Source organism: Apibacter muscae, assembly GCF_007845595.1.
GTDB classification, from domain to species: Bacteria; Bacteroidota; Bacteroidia; order Flavobacteriales; family Weeksellaceae; genus Apibacter; species Apibacter muscae.
Map to the genome: position 1 here is coordinate 236,980 of NZ_SELI01000016.1, position 17,955 is coordinate 254,934.

The window sequence follows — 17,955 nt, forward strand, 5'->3', positions numbered from 1 at the left end:
TATTAATAGGTGCATAATTTCAATTTTTCTACGATCATTTCCAATTCATTGGTTGAAAAATTACCAAATCCCATACGAAGAGCGGTAACTTTTTTTGATTGATAAAGCAAAGACTTTGGAATAAAAATATTTTCCTTTTTACAATTTTCTCTTATTTGCATTAAGTTAATGGGGGAATTCCATTCTATCCATGTAGCTAAGCCTCCGCTAGGTGGTGTAAACCGTATTTCTTTTTTAAAATGGTGGGAGAGTAGGTGGGTAAGTGAATTTCTTCTTTCTTTATATATATAGGTAGATTTTTTTAAATGTCTATAAATTTCCCCTTCTTCAATCATTTCACCGAGAGATAAATCCATGAAAACATCTCCTTGCCGATCAATAATACCTAATAATTTATTCATTTCATGAATTAAATTTTGTGGAGCTATAATAAATCCTGAGCGAAAACCAGGAGCCAATGATCTTCCAAAAGAGCCTATATAAACTACCATTCCATCCTTATCAGCACTCGCTAGTGGTAATGTACGGCTATTGGTATAATTAAAATCATAATCATAATCGTCTTCCAAAATTATAAATCCGTATTGGGTTGAAAGTTCAAGCAAAGCAATGCGTCTTTCTGCACTAAGCGTTACCGTGGTAGGGTAGTGATGATGGGGCGTTAAGTAAAGCATTCTTATCTTATTTTTTTTACATAAATGTTTCAAAGGCTCAATTAAAATACCCTCTTTATCAATAGGAACAGTTAGTAACTGTGCTCCTGCCTTTTGAAAAATCATATTAGGAAGAAAGTAGCTTAGTTCTCCAACTATTACTTTATCTCCAGGAGATATGAGTATTTCAGAAGATATGTACAAACAAGTTTCAATGCTTCTAGCAACAAGCATATTTTTTTTGGTAATATGCAAGCCACGGGTAAGATTTAGAAAGTTAGATAAATGAGATTTAAAAAAATCTTTGCTTTCATGAAAAGCCCAATCAATATTTTTTTTTCTTTTCAAACTAGTTGAATATAGTTTAGCCAAAGGTTGAATAGGTAACAAACGTAAATCTGGAATTCCATCATTTAGTATAAATGAATATGTAGGAGTTTCAAAAGGCGAATCTAAAATCATAGATTTTTTAAATCTAAACCCTGTTGAATTTGGGTAGGTCGTATACCTAACAGGGGTTGTGTTTTTAATTCTGTTAACTACATTTTCTTCTTTAGCTAGAATAAATGTTCCTTTGTTAGGAATAATTTCAATCCATCCCAAAGAAGCAAGTTCCTCATAGGCTAAGACTAAGGTATTACGATTTACATTTAGAATTTTACTTAAAACCCTTGTACCGGGAAGTTTCATTCCTTTGTAGAGGTATTGTCTTTGAATGGCGTTGATCATTTGGGTTACTATTTGTAAATAAATAGCAGTATTGGATTTACGATCTATTTGAATAAAACTTTGAAAAGGAATTGTATCCGGACTATCCATTTTTAAAAAAGTGGTATGTTTAAATGATCCGGAAAGTTACTTAATTTGTTTTAAATTTTATATTTAAGTCTTACAATGAAATATATCGTTAACTTTTATTCTTTATCAAGATTAATAAATGTTGTTGCATTCGGTCTTGTATTTACCAACCTTACCTATGCTCAAAAGACAGGAGAATTATCAAAGGTTATTGTTACAGGTAAAAAAACGTCACTAAGTTTAGAAAATATTTCGCAGAATATACAAACCATAGAAAAAAAAGAGATTCAAAACAGTCCTGCTTCTACGATTGAAGAACTCTTGTCTTATTATTCAGGAATTGATATTAGGCAGAGAGGTGCACACGGCATACAGGCAGATATAAGTATTAGAGGGAGTTCTTTTGAACAAGTACTTGTTTTAGTGAATGGCATCCCTATGAATGATAGTCAAACGGCTCACAATATGTTAAGTTTACCACTAGATTTGGCATCGGTTCAAAAAATAGAAATTGTTAAAGGGCCGGCAGCACGTCGTTTTGGTTTAAATGCCTATGCAGGAGTGGTTAATATAATTACTCAACCTTCTACAGAAAATAAACTAGGGATATCAATGTCAGGAGGAGATTACGGTACGTATTCTCTATCTGCAAATGCAAATTTAAACGGTGAAAAATTCTCTCAATTTATACAAATAGGAAATGCACAATCAGACGGTTATCGTTATAATACAGACTTTACTAAAAAGAACATATGGTATCAGAACCAATACACTCTAGATAAAGGAGAACTCTGGTTTCAATCTGGTTTTTTTGAGAAAAAATTCGGAGCCAACGGCTTTTATTCCTCTCCTCAAGCCAAAGAACAATACGAAGAAATTCAAACTTCATTAGTTAGCTTGGGTTGGAACCAGCAATTTTCCAACTTTAAATTACAGTCTCATGTTTTTTGGAGAAGATCTCAAGATGAGTATATATTTAATCGTAAAAATCCATCAGCTTATCGAAATTTGCATTTAGGAAATACAATAGGAGCTAAGGCTGAGGCTTCCTATTTATATTTATTGGGTATTGCAAAAGTTGGTGCAGATGTTAGGAGAGAATTTATTAACTCAAAGAACCTAGGGGATAAAAATAGAACCATTAGTTTATTATTTTTAGAGCATCGCTTTTTGTTATTTAATAATGCTTTAGATATTAGTCCAGGAATCAGCTTTGTAGATTATTCGGATCAAGGAAATTTTTGGTATCCAGGAATTGATATGGGATATAAAATAAATTCCAAAAATAAAATTTTCTTAAATGTTGGGAAAACGTATAGAATACCATCATATACGGATTTATTCTACACAGATCCTTTAAACAATGGAAACCCGGATTTAAAGCCTGAAATGGCATGGTCTTATGAAATTGGATATCAAGCTAATTTAAATAAACTAAGTTCTGAAATAAGTTTATTTAGGAGAGAGGCTAATAATTTAATTGATTGGGTTAGAGAAAACGAGGATAGTAAATGGACGCCTGAGAATATTGCTAGAGTTAATACGAATGGAGTAGAAGTAAAAATAAATTATGATTTTGGATATAAACTTTTTTCGTCCATAAATATTGGTTATACATATTTAGATAATAAGCTGGAAAATTCAACAGCTAATTTTTCAAAATATTTATTAGATAATTTAAAGCACCAATTAGTGGTTAAATTTGAGCAAAGATTGTTTAAAAACTGGACTAATCAATGGATTTACAGATATAATGATCGTTTAACCTTAGATAGTTATCAGTTGTTAGACGCGCGTTTATCTTTTAAAAATCGTAGACTAGAATCGTACCTGCAAGTAAATAATATATTAAACACCCAATACACAGAAACCAACTTGGTTCCTATGCCTGGTAGATGGTTAGAAGTTGGATTAACTTTTAATAATTTTTTTATCAATAATAAGTAGAATAAAACAGAGGAACTTTAGAAACAATAGCAAACAATACCAATCACCATTTCTTAAGTTCTACGGTTTTAAAATATGGATCTATATAGATTTATTCGTAAAGATTTAATCGATTGCGTAAATTATTCATTTCGTTTTCTAAAACTTCAATTTTATTGAGTAAGTTTTTTATAGCATCGATGCCAGCGGTATTAATTTCAAGATCGTAATGCATCCTACTATAGGATTCAAGTTCCTTTAATGAATCCATGGATATAAATCGCTCCTCTTCTTGTTTAAAAACGCGTATAAGACCCATTTCTTCTAGTTCATGAATAAAGGAAGATTCCACTTTATAATGAAAACAATATTCTTTAAGATTGATTAATTCATGTTCCATGAGGTAGCTTTTAAGATTTTGCTAATTCTTCAAATAATTCTTTTTGTTTAGGTGTAAGTTGGGTAGGTATTTTAACTTTATAGGTTACAAATAAATCCCCCCATTGATTCTCTTTTTTATAAACAGGAAATCCCTTACCTTTAAGTCTAACTTTGGTATCGTTTTGAGTACCCGGAGAAACTTTTAATTTAACTTTCCCGCCCAACGTATCAACCATTGTTTCGCCTCCAAGAACAGCCGTATAAAGGTCAATTTCAACCGTAGTGTTTAGATCATCATTCAAACGCTTAAAATTTGAATCCTCAGTGACTATAAAAGTGATATATAAATCCCCCTTTGGCCCCCCATTCATCCCTTCACCGCCTTGTCCTTTAAGTTTTATTTGTTGCCCATTGGAAACACCGGCAGGAATAGTTATTCTTATTTGTTTACCATTGATGTTTAGAGTTTGCTTATGAGTGGTTGCTGCATCCCTTAAAGAAAGGTGCAATTCTGTAGTATAATCTTGTCCCTTAAATTGGGAAGTTCTGCTTCTTTGGTTATTACCAGCTTTCGCACCAAATAAATTCTCAAAAAAATCCGAAAAATCTTCAGTTCCAAAACCTTGAGAAAATCCATCAAAAGTGTTACCGGAATTTTCATAATAATACTGCCCGTTACCTCCCTGTTGCTGTTGGGCTTGTTCAAACTGCTCAGCATGTTTCCAGTTTTCACCGTATTGATCGTATTTTTTTCTTTTCTCAGGATCGCTTAAAACTTCGTTAGCTTCATTGACTTGCTGAAACTTTTTTTGTGCCTCTTTATCATTGGGATTTAGGTCTGGATGATGCTTTCTTGCTAACTTTCGATATGCCTTTTTAATATCGTCAGTAGATGCATTTTTATCTAGGCCAAGAACTTTATAATAATCAATAAATGCCATATATAATCAAATCTTTTTATATTAAAATCAAAAAATTAACTTTAATGTGTTAACTAAACTTGTAATATTCGAATGCAAAATTTAAACCAAAATAAACTTTGTCAGGGGTATATATATTAATTAGAATAAAGCTAAAGAATAGCAATTTTATAAGTTTAATTTATAGAAATCATAGGTACTTCTATGAGTAAAATTTTTGAATTTTCACTTGTTGCTTGTATAGTGACAGAGCCAGCTTCCCATATTCCGATAGCATCTCTTTCATTTAAATTTTCTCCGTTAACAGAAAAACTTCCTTCAATTACCATGAAGTATATGCCGTTGCTAGTTTTATTAAGGAAGTATTTTGCATTAAAATCTTTATCAAAACACCCTAAATGCAACCAAGCTTCTTGGTGAATCCATAGATTCTCATCTTTTGAATCTTTAGGAGATACAATAGATATCCATTCATTTTTGATTGAAAAGTTAAATGATTTTTGATCGTATCTAGGTACTACATCCTTTTTATTTGGCAAAATCCAAATTTGAAATAATTTAAGTTCATTAGCTTCATCAGCATTGAATTCGCTGTGTACAATACCTTTTCCAGCACTCATAACTTGTACTTCCCCGGGTTTAATCACCTCAGTGTGTCCCATGCTATCCTGATGTTGAATGCTTCCTGACAAAGGAATTGTTATAATTTCCATATTACTATGAGGATGAGAACCAAAACCTTTTCCTCCGGCAATTGAATCATCGTTGAGTACTCGTAAAGCACCAAAGTTTATACGATCTGGATGAAAATAATTGGCAAAACTAAAACTATGGTAAGTTTTCAACCATCCGTGGTTGGCGTGTCCTCTACTTTCAGATGGGTATAAAATAGTTTTCATGGTTTTTAAATTTTATTTCACAAATATCTGAAAGTAAAAAGTTGAATTTTGTTGATTTAGGATAAGAAATTCTTGACATATTTGATTAAAAGTTGAAAAATTGATAAATTCGTTTTTATTAATATTTTTACAATGAAAATAACCCTTTTACTTCCGATGAAGGAAGAAAAAGAAAAAATGTTAGAAGCTTTCCAGCAGCATTCTTCCTTAAGACATATTTATGAAATAATTGAAACTGGGGTAGGTAGAGAAAATATGGCTAAAGGATTTCTTAAAAAAAAAGAATCAGACTTGACAGTATTGGTTGGGTTTACAGCCATAACAGGAATTGAAAAAACTTTGCCCGTAGAACTAAAAAAAGGAAAACTGGTAGAAGTTACCTCAACTTCAATTTATGGATATAAGGGAGAAGTTTTTGAAAATGGAGCTATTAAGTTAACAAATTCTAGAACTTCATTACCGTGTTTATCTTCTTTAACTACAGATCAATTTATAAGATCTACAGATTTACCTATAGGAACTCTAATTAATATGGAGGATTATACTTTTATGTGTTTAAAAAAGCCCAAGGATTTAATCATTAGAGTTATTTCTGATTTTTTACCTCATAACAAGGAAATTGATTTTTTTAAAGAAATTGAAGATATAAAGTTTTCATCAGTTGTTGAATTGTTAGAAAAATTAAATTAAATAAAAACACATGCAAAAACTAATTACTATTGGATTACTGTCTCTAGGATTAATTCTTATAGCATGTAAAAATTTAAAGGGCATTGAAGTTCCTAGTGATAAAACTAATTATATAGGAACTTGGATATGCCAAGATCCGGAAATTGTATTATCCATTAAAAAGAATGGTTCAGTGAAATACAGTTTTAAGGATGGGAGCCTAAGCAAAAGTATTGAAGCACCCATTCAACAATTTGATAGCAATGATTTTGTCGTTGGAGCTTTAGGAATAACTACAAAATTTAAAGTTTCAAAACCTCCTTATCAAGAAAATGGAAAATGGAAAATAGTAGTTGATGAAAGAACATTAACAAAAGTTGAGAAGGTAAACGAGGATTTTTAGTATAGTATTATTTTTAAATTAATTAAAAATTTTAATTGTATAAATTAATGTTAAATGTGTGTATTACACTTACATTTGTTCTATGAAACTACTAAGTTATAATGTAAACGGTATAAGAGCAGCCTTAAATAAGGATTTTATTACTTGGTTAAGAGCAACAAACCCAGATATATTATGTTTACAAGAAGTTAAAGCCAATGTCGACCAATTTGATGTTTCTCAATTTGAAGAATTAGGATATCATAACTATTGGTTTCCGGCAGAAAAGAAAGGATATAGCGGAGTTGCTATTCTTTCTAAAATAGCTCCGAACTCAATAAAGTGTGGTTGTGATAATGAATTTTATGATAAGGAAGGGCGTGTTATTCAAGTGAATTTTGAAAATTTTTCAGTTTTAAGTGTTTATGTTCCATCGGCAACCAATATAGATAGATTGGGCTTTAAAATGGATTTTTGTGAATATTTTTTGACTTATGTTAAAGAATTGAAAAAAGAATTTCCAAACTTAATTATTAATGGAGATTTTAATATCTGTCATACGCCAATTGATATTAATGATCCGGTTAGAAATTCGAAGGTCTCTGGGTTTTTACCTGAGGAAAGAGAGTGGTTGGATCGGTTTTTACAAGAATGCAATTTGGTGGATTCATTGCGTTTATTTAATCAAGAACCTTTTCAATATTCTTGGTGGACCTATCGCGTAAAGACAGCTAGAGCCAATAACAAAGGCTGGCGTATTGATTACAATTTTGTTACTCGAACTCTTGAAAAAAAGTTACAAAGAGCTTATATATTAACCCAAGCCATCCATTCAGATCATGCTCCTGTTGGAATAGAATTTGAATTGTAAAATTATAAATGAATAATTGAAATCATACCCTACTAAAATATTATGAAAAAAATAGGTATTTCAATCTTTATATTAGTTGCATTGACCGCTTGTGTACCTCAAGCCAAATATAAAGATTTAGAAAAAAAATATTATGCAGCCCTACAAGGAGAGTCTAAGAACAAACAAGAAATTGAAGCGAGAGAAGCAGATTTAAAAGCATTAACCGATCAATTTTCTTCTCTGCAAGCACAACAAGAAGCTTTAGCACAAAAAAAGGTGCAGTTGGATAACGAATATGCAGATTTACAAATCGAATATACCAACAAGCTTAAAGATTTAGAAGATTTAAAGAATAAAAATTCTCAAATTTCTGAAACTGCCTTAAAAGAAAAGCAGAAAATTGAAGGAAAGTTAGCTCAAACACAGGGGCAATTAAATCAAAAGATTCAAAGAATTAATGAACTAGAAGGTTTAATTAATCAACAAAAAGAATCTGTTTCTCTTTTAAAAAAGAATTTGCAAACCGCTTTGAAAAGTTATGAAGGTAAAGGAATATCCGTTGAAGAAAAAGACGGATATATTTACATTTCTATGGATAATAAATTGTTATTTCCATCTGCGAGTTGGACTGTTGAGTCTCAAGGATTAAAGGCTTTACACGAATTATCCAAAGTACTAGCTAAAGATAAAAATTTAAATATTATTATTCAAGGACATACTGATTCAGACAAATACATAGGAAATGGGAATATCAAAGACAACTGGGATCTTTCGGTAATGAGAGCAACAGCAATTACTAAAATATTACAATCGGAAGGTATATCTCCAGAAAAAATGACAGCTTCAGGAAGAAGTCAATACGCACCAATTGCAAGTAATTCAAATCCTACAAGCAAAGCTTTGAACCGAAGAGTTGATATTATCATTGCTCCTAATTTAAGTGAAATTAATAAGCTTTTAAATCAACTTTAATGAGTAAATTATTTAAATTATAAATCTTAAAGTCAATAGATATTCTAAGATTTCATTTGTAAATAATTAGAATTAAACAAACTTTTTATGAGAGTTGTTCTGCAAAGAGTTAGAGAAGCTTCTGTAGAAGTTGAAAATAGGATTGTAGGAGAAATTAATCAAGGATTATTAGTGTTGCTTGGGGTAGAGGACAAAGACACAGAGGAGGATGTAGAATGGTTAGTAAGAAAAATTATAAACCTTCGTATTTTTAATGATCCCCAAGGGGTTATGAATCTATCAGTTGAAGACATACAAGGAGGTATTTTAATAGTTAGTCAGTTTACACTTTATGCTTCTACAAAAAAAGGCAATAGACCTAGTTATCAAAGAGCCTCTAGTAACAAATTTGCTTATCAAATGTATTTAACTTTTTTACAAATGTTAGAACATTCGTTTACAGGCTTAGTATCTTCAGGTAGATTTGGAGAAGATATGAAAGTTTCATTAATGAATGATGGTCCGGTGACTATTCTTATAGATTCTCAAAATAGAGAATAATACTAATTTTATAATGCATTATATTTATAAACACAATACAAATAAGTATTGTGTTTATATATTAGAGTTGAAATAATTCTCAATAGTTTATTGTGTATAAGCGTTTGAAAGAAAATCTACTTTTAAAGTTGAGTATAGTTGATATATGTTGGAATTTATAGGATTTCTCCATGCATATGTTCCTGCAAGAATTTGTAATGATGAATTTCCGTTTCCATCACTTTTACCAAATACTTTAATTTGATATTGATGATTCTCTTTAACACTATAAATAAAGTCAGAAGATACAAGAGCAGGGTTGTTACTCGCACTTCCTGTACCGCCTCCAGGGATTGATATGGATGCTGCAACATTGCTAGATCCAGAGTAAAAATTTGTAGGTGGAGTACCATCAGTAAGGTCTGTAATTTGAATGGTATAAAAAGTAGGTACAGCTGTAAAATCTGAAATTGGACCTATAGTTATTTTAGAATATATAACTGTTGAAATATAAAATTTTCCATCTTTAGGTGCTTGAACGATAGTTCCTAATGGAACTATTTCTTGATCTATACTATTTAATAAAACAACATTTTTTTGGTCATAAGTTTGAGTTGTGCTAGTATTATCATTGGTTTTATTATTAACTAAATTTATGAAATCTTGTTGTAAACCGTCGTTATTGTATATAATAGTATTCCAATTAGTCCCGTCCCATATATATAATCCCTTTTTAAGTAAAGTATTAGGATTGGTATTAAAGATTAAAGTACCTTCCATAATATCTAGATTTGATAAAGGAGAAGGGTCGTCTGGTTTTAATAATGAGACTTTGTTAGTTAAAAATCCCTTATTATTAGAACCCAATGTTAAATCGGCATTTATTTCAGGATTTTCAGTATTTATACCCACTTGAGTTTTATATATAGTGGGCATTAGAATAAATCCTAATAGAATAATTAATCTTAATAGTATATTTTTTTTTAGATACATAATAATCGTATTAATGATAAATATTATTTTAATTTTATAATTTTTGTTAAAATTGAGGATTTTAATTTAATGAGGATTGGATATAAAATCAACTTTAACCGTAGAATATAGATTATTTAGAGGGGAAGAATTATTGTTAAATGTTCCTACATTTACTTGTATAAATTGATTCCAACCTTCTACTCCCGTTATCTTAATTTCATAATTATAATCTTTTTTAACCTCTAATTTTGAAATTGAGGGAGCTGTAACTGGAAAATTTCCAACAAATAAATTTGTAGTTGGATTATATATAATTAAGGGTGTACATCCTGAATAGAAGGTTGTAACTTTACCAGTTTCAATTTCTGTAGTATTAATAGTAAAGAATGTATTCCCAATAGATGAAAAATTGTAATTGGGGGGAGTTATAACATTGGCATAGGCATAAATCAAAGTAGATATATATACTAAACCATCCAAAGGAGCTTGAAAATTGGTAGTTAATGAACTTATTTCTTGAGGTATATCTTTAGTAAGACTTGTAATGTCTGTAGGTCCTGTTTGTTTATAGACTAGAGTTTGATAATCCTGTCTTTTACCAGGATCCATTAATAATCGATTCCATTGTGTGCCGTCCCAAACATACAATCCATTACCAAGTTCAGAAGTTATATTTGTATTATAGACCACCCCGCCTTCTTTTATGTTAGGAATTGTTTGAATATCATTTAAACCGGTAAGAGAAACTCTATTGGGAACGAATCCTTTATTATTAGAGGTTAAAGTAAGGTCAGTGGATGGATAAGGTTTAACGTTAGGTGTTCCAATTGCCACTTGGCAATTAAATGTTTGGGATATAAATATAAAAATATTTAAAAGAAATAATTGTTTTTTGTTTTTGTATAATTTTATAAACATAGTAAAAATTTTATATATAATTTATAATTAATAATTTTATGATTAATAAATTTTAATATGGATCTGATTGAAAATCAATTTTTAATACTGAATTAGCATTATAAACTAAGCTTGCTGAAGGTCTCCATTGAAAAGTGCCAGCTTTTATTTCAGCAGCTGAGTTCCAGCCTTCTTGTCCTAGTACTTTTACTTCATATGAATGTCCCTCAGTAACTCTCATAGTCGAAAATACTATAGCACTTGTTGGATTATTGTTTATACCTGCTACTGATGCTCCAGGAGTTTGACGCATAGAGATTGGGGTACAGCCAGTATAAAATTTTTGAATCTTTCCCTGATCTGGTGAATTAGGAGTTATATCTGTAACCTGTATGGTGAAAAATGTATTTGCAACTTGTGAGACTCCATATGTTTGTACGTACATTTGAACGTAGATTAAAGCATTAATCATAATATTGCCATTTTTGGGCACAGTAAAATTTGAAGTAAACTTTGCAAGTTCAACACCTGGGCTTGTAGTATTAACATAAGGGATGGTAGTTATGTCATCAGCCCCTACATTATCTCCTGATCCAGTTTGTAAATAAACTAAATTTGAATAATCCTGTCTTTTACCAAGTTTTGTTAATAAAATATTCCAACGGCTGTCTTGCCATACGTGCAATCCTGCTGATAAACCAGGAGCATCAGAGATATTATACACAATAGTACCTTCTTGAATACCTGTTAAATCTTGAGCTAAAGGTAAAGGTGAGTCTAGTGAGATTAATGCCACTCTATTGGGCATGAAGCTTTTATCAAGAGAATTTAAAATTAAATCAGCAGAATTAGACTGCGATATTTTTAGGTCATCTTTAGTTGATGAATTAATAATTATTTGACTAAATAAGGTTGGAGAAATTAATCCCCAAAAAACTGAAAATAAAACTAAACTAAATTTTTTCCTACACATAATTATAATTTTAATTGAGTGCGGTAAAATTATAAATTTTAAATTATATATTAATTATATTGAATATATAAATTATATATTTTTTTTTAATATAAAATAAAAAAAAATTATAATGAATGTTTGTATTATAATTTATTATTTTATTAATAATTAATTAGTATTAAATCAAGGAAAATTAAATTAAAATATTCTATAATTTGATTAAAAAATCATTTATTAACACATACAATATGTTTATAAAACATTTAAATAATTTTTAAAGTTTAATTTTTTGTTTAAATGATGAGGTGTAATTATTAAAAAAAATGTTAATGGAATGATTTTATATTGATTTGCAGAATGCGAAATTCGATGTCTTTGAATTTAATTTGTAAGAATAAATTCTATTTAATAGATATATTACTTAACTTTTTAAGTATAGAATGGTGAGAAATAAATTTGCTCAATTTTAAAAATAAAAACACAATGCCGAATAAGCATTGTGTTTTTATTTGTTGTAATTTTATATAAATTACTGAATGAAGGAATCTGATAGGAAATCAACCTTTAAGTTTGAAAAAAGCATATATTTGTTATTATTCATTGGATTTGTCCAAATATAGGTTCCTGTGTAATTATTTATATAATTTATATTATTGATATCATCTGGCGATCGTGTAGCTATAACTCTAATTTTGTATTGATGTCCACCTTTTGCTGTCGCAATGAAATCTGAAGAAACACTGCCAGGATTACTTCCAGCACTACCATATCCATTAATGGACCCAGGGATTGAAGCAATAATATTAGTGCACACGGAATTAAAATTTACTGGAGGAATTGTAGAATCGGTTAAGTCTGTTAGTTCAATTCTATAAAAAGTTTTTGCGGTCATTAAATCATATGCAACTCCAGTTGTATTTTTAGAATAAAAAACGGTTGAAATATAAAATTTTCCATCTCTTGGAGCTGTTAATGTGTCACTTAAAGATTTGATTTCTATGCCATCTGTAGTTGTAAGAATGTATAATTCTTCACTAGGATCAGTACCAGTTTGTTTGTTTACTAAATTTATAAATTCTTCTCTTGTTCCATCATTAAACAAGATAGTATTCCATTGAGTACCGTCCCAAACATATATTCCTTTATTTAAGGTTGCATTAGTATTATAAATAGTTGTACCCTCCTTAATATCTGTACTTGATAAGGGCGCAGAATTGTCTATTGAAACTAAATTTACTTGGTTAGGTAAGAAACCCTTATTGTTAGACCCTAACGTTAAATCCGTGCTAGAATCTGGATTTAAAGTGTTAATACCTACTTGTGCTGAATTAATGATCGGCAGTGTAGAAAATAACAACAAAAATGACTTTTTTTTGAGAAAGATATTTTTTTTTAAGAACATAACTATAATTATTAAAAGTGAATAATATTTTCTTATTTAAATTGGATGTTTATTAAGGTTTAATGAGGGTCAGAAATAAAATCAATTTTAAGGGTAGAAGAATTATTTTTATTGTAAGTACCTGCATTTATTATCATATCAGCATTCCAACCTTCAATTCCAGTTATTTTAACACTATAATTATAATCTTTAACCACCCGCATAGTTGAAATTGAGGACGCAGTTGAAGGGAAACTTCCTTTAAAAACTTTTGCTTCGACATCATACATAATTACAGGGGAACATCCTGAATAAAAGGTTGTGACTTTACCCGTTTCTACCTCTGTTGTGGTTATTGTGAAGAAAGTATTTGCTACTGTTGAATATTTATAGGTGGGTGTATCAATAAAATTAGCATAGGCATAGATCAAGGTTGAAATATATATGATACCATCCCATGGAGCTACAAAAGACGTTTGTAAAGCTTTTATTTCCGTAGGATTTGGAGTCATCTTTCTAAAAGCAACCACATCACTTGGTCCCGTTTCCTTATATACTAAAGTTTGGTAATTTTGTTTTTTTCCATATTCCATAAGCAAACGATCCCATTGAGTTCCATTCCAGACATATAATCCTTTGCCAAGATCAGCAGTCTCTTGAATATTATAAACTACAGCTCCCTCTTTAACATTAGGTACTGTCTGTGAATCTGTTAAACTCTTAAGAGAAACTCTATTAGGAAGAAATCCTTTATTGGGTGAAGTTAAAGTTAGATCAGTAGAAGAATTTGGTTTTATGTCTTTATCACCAATAGTTATTTGAGATTGCAGTAATTGAGACATGAAGAATAAAAGGTTAAAAATAGTTATATGTTTGATAGATAGATTGAAATTTAATAACATAGTAAATTTTTTTTTTTTTTTAATTTTAAAACAATTAATTAATAAGCATCAGATTGGAAGTCTATTTTAAGAGCAGAATTTGCTTCATATATATTCCATTCAAAATTACCCGCATATACAGTTGCTGCTTGATTCCATCCCTCTTCACCTAAAACTTTAACTTCATAACTGTGATTTGCAATTACCCTCATAGAAGTAAATGCAGTAGCACTTGTTGGGTTATTGTTTATACCAATAGAAGAACTTCCTGGAATGGGTCTCATAGATAGTGGAGTACATCCAGCATAAAATTTTGTAACAGTTCCTTCTTCGGCTGTTCCTGGAGTTATATCAGTAATTTGTATTGTAAAGAAGGTATTGCCAATTTGAGCAAATGTGCTAGCATCTGCAGACATTTGTGTATAAATTAATGTAGAAATTAGTATTGTACCATCCTTAGGTACAACAAATTTCTCAGTAAAAGTTGGTATTTCAATTCCTGCACCATTACTACTTACATAGGGTAATTTATATAGTTCTCCTTTCTTTGTTTGTTTGTAAACTAAATTTGAAAAATCTTGTTTTTTACCATGACTAGTTAGCAATACATTCCATTTATTATCTTGCCATAAATATAATCCAGAGGAAAAGCCAAGGTTGGTTGTGGTATTATATACAATTGTTCCGTTTTGAATTTCAGTTAAATCTTCTGCCAAGGGTAAAGGAGAATTCAAGGAGGATAAAGCCACTCTATTAGGTAAGAAACTTTTATCTGGCGAATTTAATATTAAATCGGCAGATTTAGAAGTTGTTTTACTATCAGCATTGACATTTGAAGAAGTTATAATAACTTGACTTAATAAGGATTGAGAAAATGTTCCTCCCCATAAAAGTGTTAATAATATAAGTTTAATTTTCTTTTTATACATAATAAGTGATTTATTGAGCGGCTGTAAAATTACAATTTTTTAATTATGTGTCAATTTATTTTTATTTATTTTTAAGTATGCAAAATTTAAATTATTGTTTAAAATAGTTGCAATATTGTGGAATTGAATATCAATCTATGTTATACAAAAAAAAATAAATTAAATCATCAATATAAAATTTTATATACATAATAGTTCTCTATTTCTTGTTTGTCTTAAATAGATCAACAATAAATAATAACTATTAGTTAGTATTATAAATTTAGAATAATCTAAGTTGAATTTTTTTTAATGATTTAAAATGTTATCTTATAAAATAAACATTTAGATAATATTATCAAATTATTTAATGTAAATCGTAATCTTATAATCATTGATGGCTGAAAATTTATAAAAATATATAAATTTGATTTTCTTGAAGAATTATAGCCTAATTCACAAGAATAAACTACATAATTATATCTAACTAATGAAGATTTCCTGACGATTATTAGTAATTTAAATATTTTACTTAAATCTTTTTAAGTTCGCTTTTTATTTGACAAATTTCTGATTTTAATTATTATATTAAGTTTTTATAGGAATTGAATTATTGTAATCATCTGTCTCCTTTAAAATAATAAATTTATTGTTTTTTTTGCAACAATTTTAAAGTTATTGATATTATAAGCTATATTTTTTTTGAATTAGCTGTGTCTATTTTTATATTTATTACTTTTTAAATATTCTCGATTTGTAATTTCACCTAATAAATATGATTTGAAATTAGACTAACCTTGATTTAAAATGAAACAAAATTGTATGATAACTTAAGCTTAGTTGTGTTTAATAATATTTCCAATTTAAGATGCTATAATTTTGAATTTTATCGGTATAAACCTGTAAATGTTTTAAATAAACGAGATTAACTTTGTTAAGTTAGAGACTTATAAAATATGTAGTAATAAAATTAGTTTTATTAATAAGTTATTTTTAGAGAAGATGTAAAGTGAAAATATAAGGTTGTAGTTCTTATTTGTTTAAACTTCAGTCAAAGTTAAAGTGATATTTTTAGAGTAATGGTTGTATAAGTAGGTGCTTAGTTTATCTTAAGCTGGAATATATGTATATTTAAATTTATTTATTGAATATAATATATAAACTATCTATTCTTTATTAATTAAATCATTAAATTCTGTTTGATTTTTAGATATAATGTTGATATTCTGAATTTGTATATGTTTTTTAATATTTAGAAACTGAATGTAAATTTCATCAACCAATTTTCAAATAGTCTATAGGTAGAATTTTCTTAAATCTAATTTTAGGTAAAATTGGTGAATAATGACTTCATATTTAATTGATTATTGTTTAATTCTATTATAATGATTAAAAAAAAACAATCCCAATATAATCCATCATTTAGTTTAAATCTAAAATTATTATTTAATAATATATTTTCAAGGAAAATCAATTTATTAGATTAGATTTATTTAATCTTGATAAATTTTCTTAAACAAGGCTCTTATAAGTCTATATGAAATAACATTTTAGATTGTATTTTTTGGATAAAGGAATACTTGTTTCAATAATATTTTTATGAAGGCTGTATAATTTTTAGGAGAAAAATTTAATCTAAAGTTGTTTTGATTTTATTAATAGTTATATCAGTGAATTTGGTCATAAAAAATAAGCTTCCTAATTATAAATGAAAATAAATATGATTTTAATTTATGTAATTAGCAACAATCAGTGAAGTTATAATGATTCGTTAAAACATTGTTACTAAAAAAAAGCTTACTCAAGTAATTTTTTTTAATGTATAACTAATTTTTTTTTTAAAGAAAAATGCTAATATATCAATTAATTATAAAAAAAGTTAGTTTTTAATCCTTTTAAATATGATAAATCTTATGTTAATTAGCTATTTCTATGAATTACATAATTTAATAATAATTCAAGGGAATCTCTACTGGAATTTTTTGGGAATGAATATAAAATATTTAAAGCTTTTTCTTTGTATTCATTCATTTGTGAAGTGGCGTACTTCAAACCGCCAGACTCGATAACATAAGCTATAATTTCCGATATTCTTTTTTTGTCTTTATTGTGATTTTTAATTGAATTTAAAAGCCACTTTTTTTTGGTAGTATCTGCATTATTAATGGCATAGATTAATGGTAAAGTCATCTTTCTTTCCTTAATATCTATACCTACCGGTTTTCCGATAAAACTTTTACTATTATAGTCAAATAAATCATCTTTAATTTGAAATGCTATTCCTGTGTATTCACCAAACAATCGAAGTTTATGAATAGTTTCATCATCCGCATTGGTGGAACAAGCTCCAGACTCGCAACAAGCAGAAATAAGAACTGCAGTTTTCTGTTTAATAATGTTAAAATATACCTCTTCAGTGATATCTAATTTTCTGCTTTTTTCTAGCTGTAACAACTCACCTTCAGCCATATCTCTAATTACTCTAGATATAATCGATAATAAATCAAAATCCTTATTATCAGTCGCAAGCAAAACACTTTTAGATAGTAAATAATCTCCTACAAGAACTGCAATCTTATTTTTCCAAAGGGCATTGATTGAAAAGAATCCTCTTCTCATATAACTTTCATCCACTACATCGTCATGCACTAAAGTAGCCGTGTGTATGAGTTCAATTAAAGAAGCAGCTCTGTAAGTTTTGTCAGAAATTTCTCCTGTCAACTTAGCGGTTAAAAAAACAAACATTGGACGCATTTGTTTACCTTTTCGTCGAACAATAAATTGGGTAATTCTATCCAAAAGGGGAACCTTACTTTTCATAGATTGATAAAATCTTTTTTCAAAAAGCAACATTTCTTCTGCAATAGGAATTTTAATTTGTTCAGCGATTTTTGACATTTATGGAATTAGATAAGAATTTTTAGATTGATTTCTAGATTTATTTTTATCAAATATAAAAATAATTTATTTACCTAATTTTAGCTAT

Annotated in this window: 17 protein-coding genes; 6 read left to right on the forward strand and 11 right to left on the reverse strand. The window is 28.7% G+C overall.

Annotated features, from left to right (window positions below):
- Positions 1–2: 2 nt before the first annotated feature.
- Entirely contained in the window at positions 3–1,472 is a 1,470-nt protein-coding gene (locus ETU10_RS04030; protein WP_146310083.1) for an aminotransferase-like domain-containing protein, read from the reverse strand.
- Between the two features lie 75 nt (positions 1,473–1,547).
- Here ETU10_RS04030 and ETU10_RS04035 point away from each other — a divergent pair, with 75 nt between their 5' ends.
- Positions 1,548–3,398 (forward strand): TonB-dependent receptor plug domain-containing protein, encoded by a 1,851-nt coding sequence (locus ETU10_RS04035; RefSeq protein ID WP_146310085.1) that lies wholly within the window; start codon positions 1,548–1,550, stop codon positions 3,396–3,398.
- A 91-nt stretch (positions 3,399–3,489) separates the two neighbouring features.
- On the opposite strand, the gene ETU10_RS04040 is transcribed toward ETU10_RS04035, so the two are convergent.
- The 3 genes from ETU10_RS04040 to ETU10_RS04050 form a co-directional block, all read right to left on the reverse strand.
- The gene (locus tag ETU10_RS04040) at positions 3,490–3,777 is read right to left on the reverse strand and encodes a chaperone modulator CbpM (RefSeq protein WP_146262023.1); all 288 of its coding nucleotides are present in this window, start codon (positions 3,775–3,777) and stop codon (positions 3,490–3,492) included.
- Positions 3,778–3,787: 10 nt separating this feature from the next.
- Positions 3,788–4,699 carry a DnaJ C-terminal domain-containing protein gene (locus tag ETU10_RS04045; RefSeq protein ID WP_146310087.1) on the reverse strand — a complete coding sequence of 304 codons (912 nt, stop codon included), beginning with the start codon at positions 4,697–4,699 and terminating at the stop codon, positions 3,788–3,790.
- Between the two features lie 155 nt (positions 4,700–4,854).
- Complete coding sequence (locus tag ETU10_RS04050) at positions 4,855–5,577, reverse strand: pirin family protein (protein WP_146310089.1); 723 nt, start codon at positions 5,575–5,577, stop codon at positions 4,855–4,857.
- 132 nt (positions 5,578–5,709) lie between these two features.
- On the opposite strand from ETU10_RS04050, the gene ETU10_RS04055 reads away from it, so the two are divergent.
- The 5 genes from ETU10_RS04055 (at position 5,710) to dtd (ending at position 8,993) form a co-directional block, all read left to right on the forward strand.
- On the forward strand, positions 5,710–6,267 hold the full coding sequence (locus ETU10_RS04055) for a hypothetical protein (protein ID WP_246118417.1): 558 nt from the start codon (positions 5,710–5,712) through the stop codon (positions 6,265–6,267).
- A gap of 10 nt (positions 6,268–6,277) precedes the next feature.
- The gene (locus tag ETU10_RS04060) at positions 6,278–6,649 is read left to right on the forward strand and encodes a hypothetical protein (RefSeq protein WP_146292359.1); all 372 of its coding nucleotides are present in this window, start codon (positions 6,278–6,280) and stop codon (positions 6,647–6,649) included.
- 82 nt (positions 6,650–6,731) lie between these two features.
- Positions 6,732–7,499 carry an exodeoxyribonuclease III gene (locus tag ETU10_RS04065; RefSeq protein ID WP_146310092.1) on the forward strand — a complete coding sequence of 256 codons (768 nt, stop codon included), beginning with the start codon at positions 6,732–6,734 and terminating at the stop codon, positions 7,497–7,499.
- A gap of 42 nt (positions 7,500–7,541) precedes the next feature.
- Positions 7,542–8,453 carry an OmpA family protein gene (locus tag ETU10_RS04070; protein WP_146310094.1) on the forward strand — a complete coding sequence of 304 codons (912 nt, stop codon included), beginning with the start codon at positions 7,542–7,544 and terminating at the stop codon, positions 8,451–8,453.
- 87 nt (positions 8,454–8,540) lie between these two features.
- Positions 8,541–8,993 carry a D-aminoacyl-tRNA deacylase gene (dtd, locus tag ETU10_RS04075; RefSeq protein ID WP_146310096.1) on the forward strand — a complete coding sequence of 151 codons (453 nt, stop codon included), beginning with the start codon at positions 8,541–8,543 and terminating at the stop codon, positions 8,991–8,993.
- 87 nt (positions 8,994–9,080) lie between these two features.
- Here dtd and ETU10_RS04080 read toward each other — a convergent pair whose 3' ends face one another.
- From ETU10_RS04080 to ETU10_RS04110, 7 genes are all read right to left on the reverse strand, one after another.
- The gene (locus ETU10_RS04080) at positions 9,081–9,965 is read right to left on the reverse strand and encodes a hypothetical protein (RefSeq protein WP_146310098.1); all 885 of its coding nucleotides are present in this window, start codon (positions 9,963–9,965) and stop codon (positions 9,081–9,083) included.
- 66 nt (positions 9,966–10,031) lie between these two features.
- Positions 10,032–10,865, reverse strand: a complete 834-nt coding sequence (locus ETU10_RS04085; RefSeq protein WP_146262015.1) for a hypothetical protein — start codon at positions 10,863–10,865, stop codon at positions 10,032–10,034.
- Positions 10,866–10,917: 52 nt separating this feature from the next.
- Positions 10,918–11,817 (reverse strand): hypothetical protein, encoded by a 900-nt coding sequence (locus ETU10_RS04090; protein ID WP_146262014.1) that lies wholly within the window; start codon positions 11,815–11,817, stop codon positions 10,918–10,920.
- Positions 11,818–12,328: 511 nt separating this feature from the next.
- The gene (locus ETU10_RS04095) at positions 12,329–13,159 is read right to left on the reverse strand and encodes a hypothetical protein (protein WP_146310100.1); all 831 of its coding nucleotides are present in this window, start codon (positions 13,157–13,159) and stop codon (positions 12,329–12,331) included.
- Between the two features lie 101 nt (positions 13,160–13,260).
- On the reverse strand, positions 13,261–14,022 hold the full coding sequence (locus ETU10_RS04100; RefSeq protein ID WP_146310102.1) for a hypothetical protein: 762 nt from the start codon (positions 14,020–14,022) through the stop codon (positions 13,261–13,263).
- Between the two features lie 98 nt (positions 14,023–14,120).
- Positions 14,121–14,990, reverse strand: a complete 870-nt coding sequence (locus ETU10_RS04105; RefSeq protein WP_146310104.1) for a hypothetical protein — start codon at positions 14,988–14,990, stop codon at positions 14,121–14,123.
- Positions 14,991–16,889: 1,899 nt separating this feature from the next.
- A complete protein-coding gene (locus ETU10_RS04110; protein ID WP_146310106.1) occupies positions 16,890–17,867 on the reverse strand; it encodes a polyprenyl synthetase family protein in 978 nt (325 codons plus the stop codon).
- Positions 17,868–17,955 lie beyond the last annotated feature (88 nt).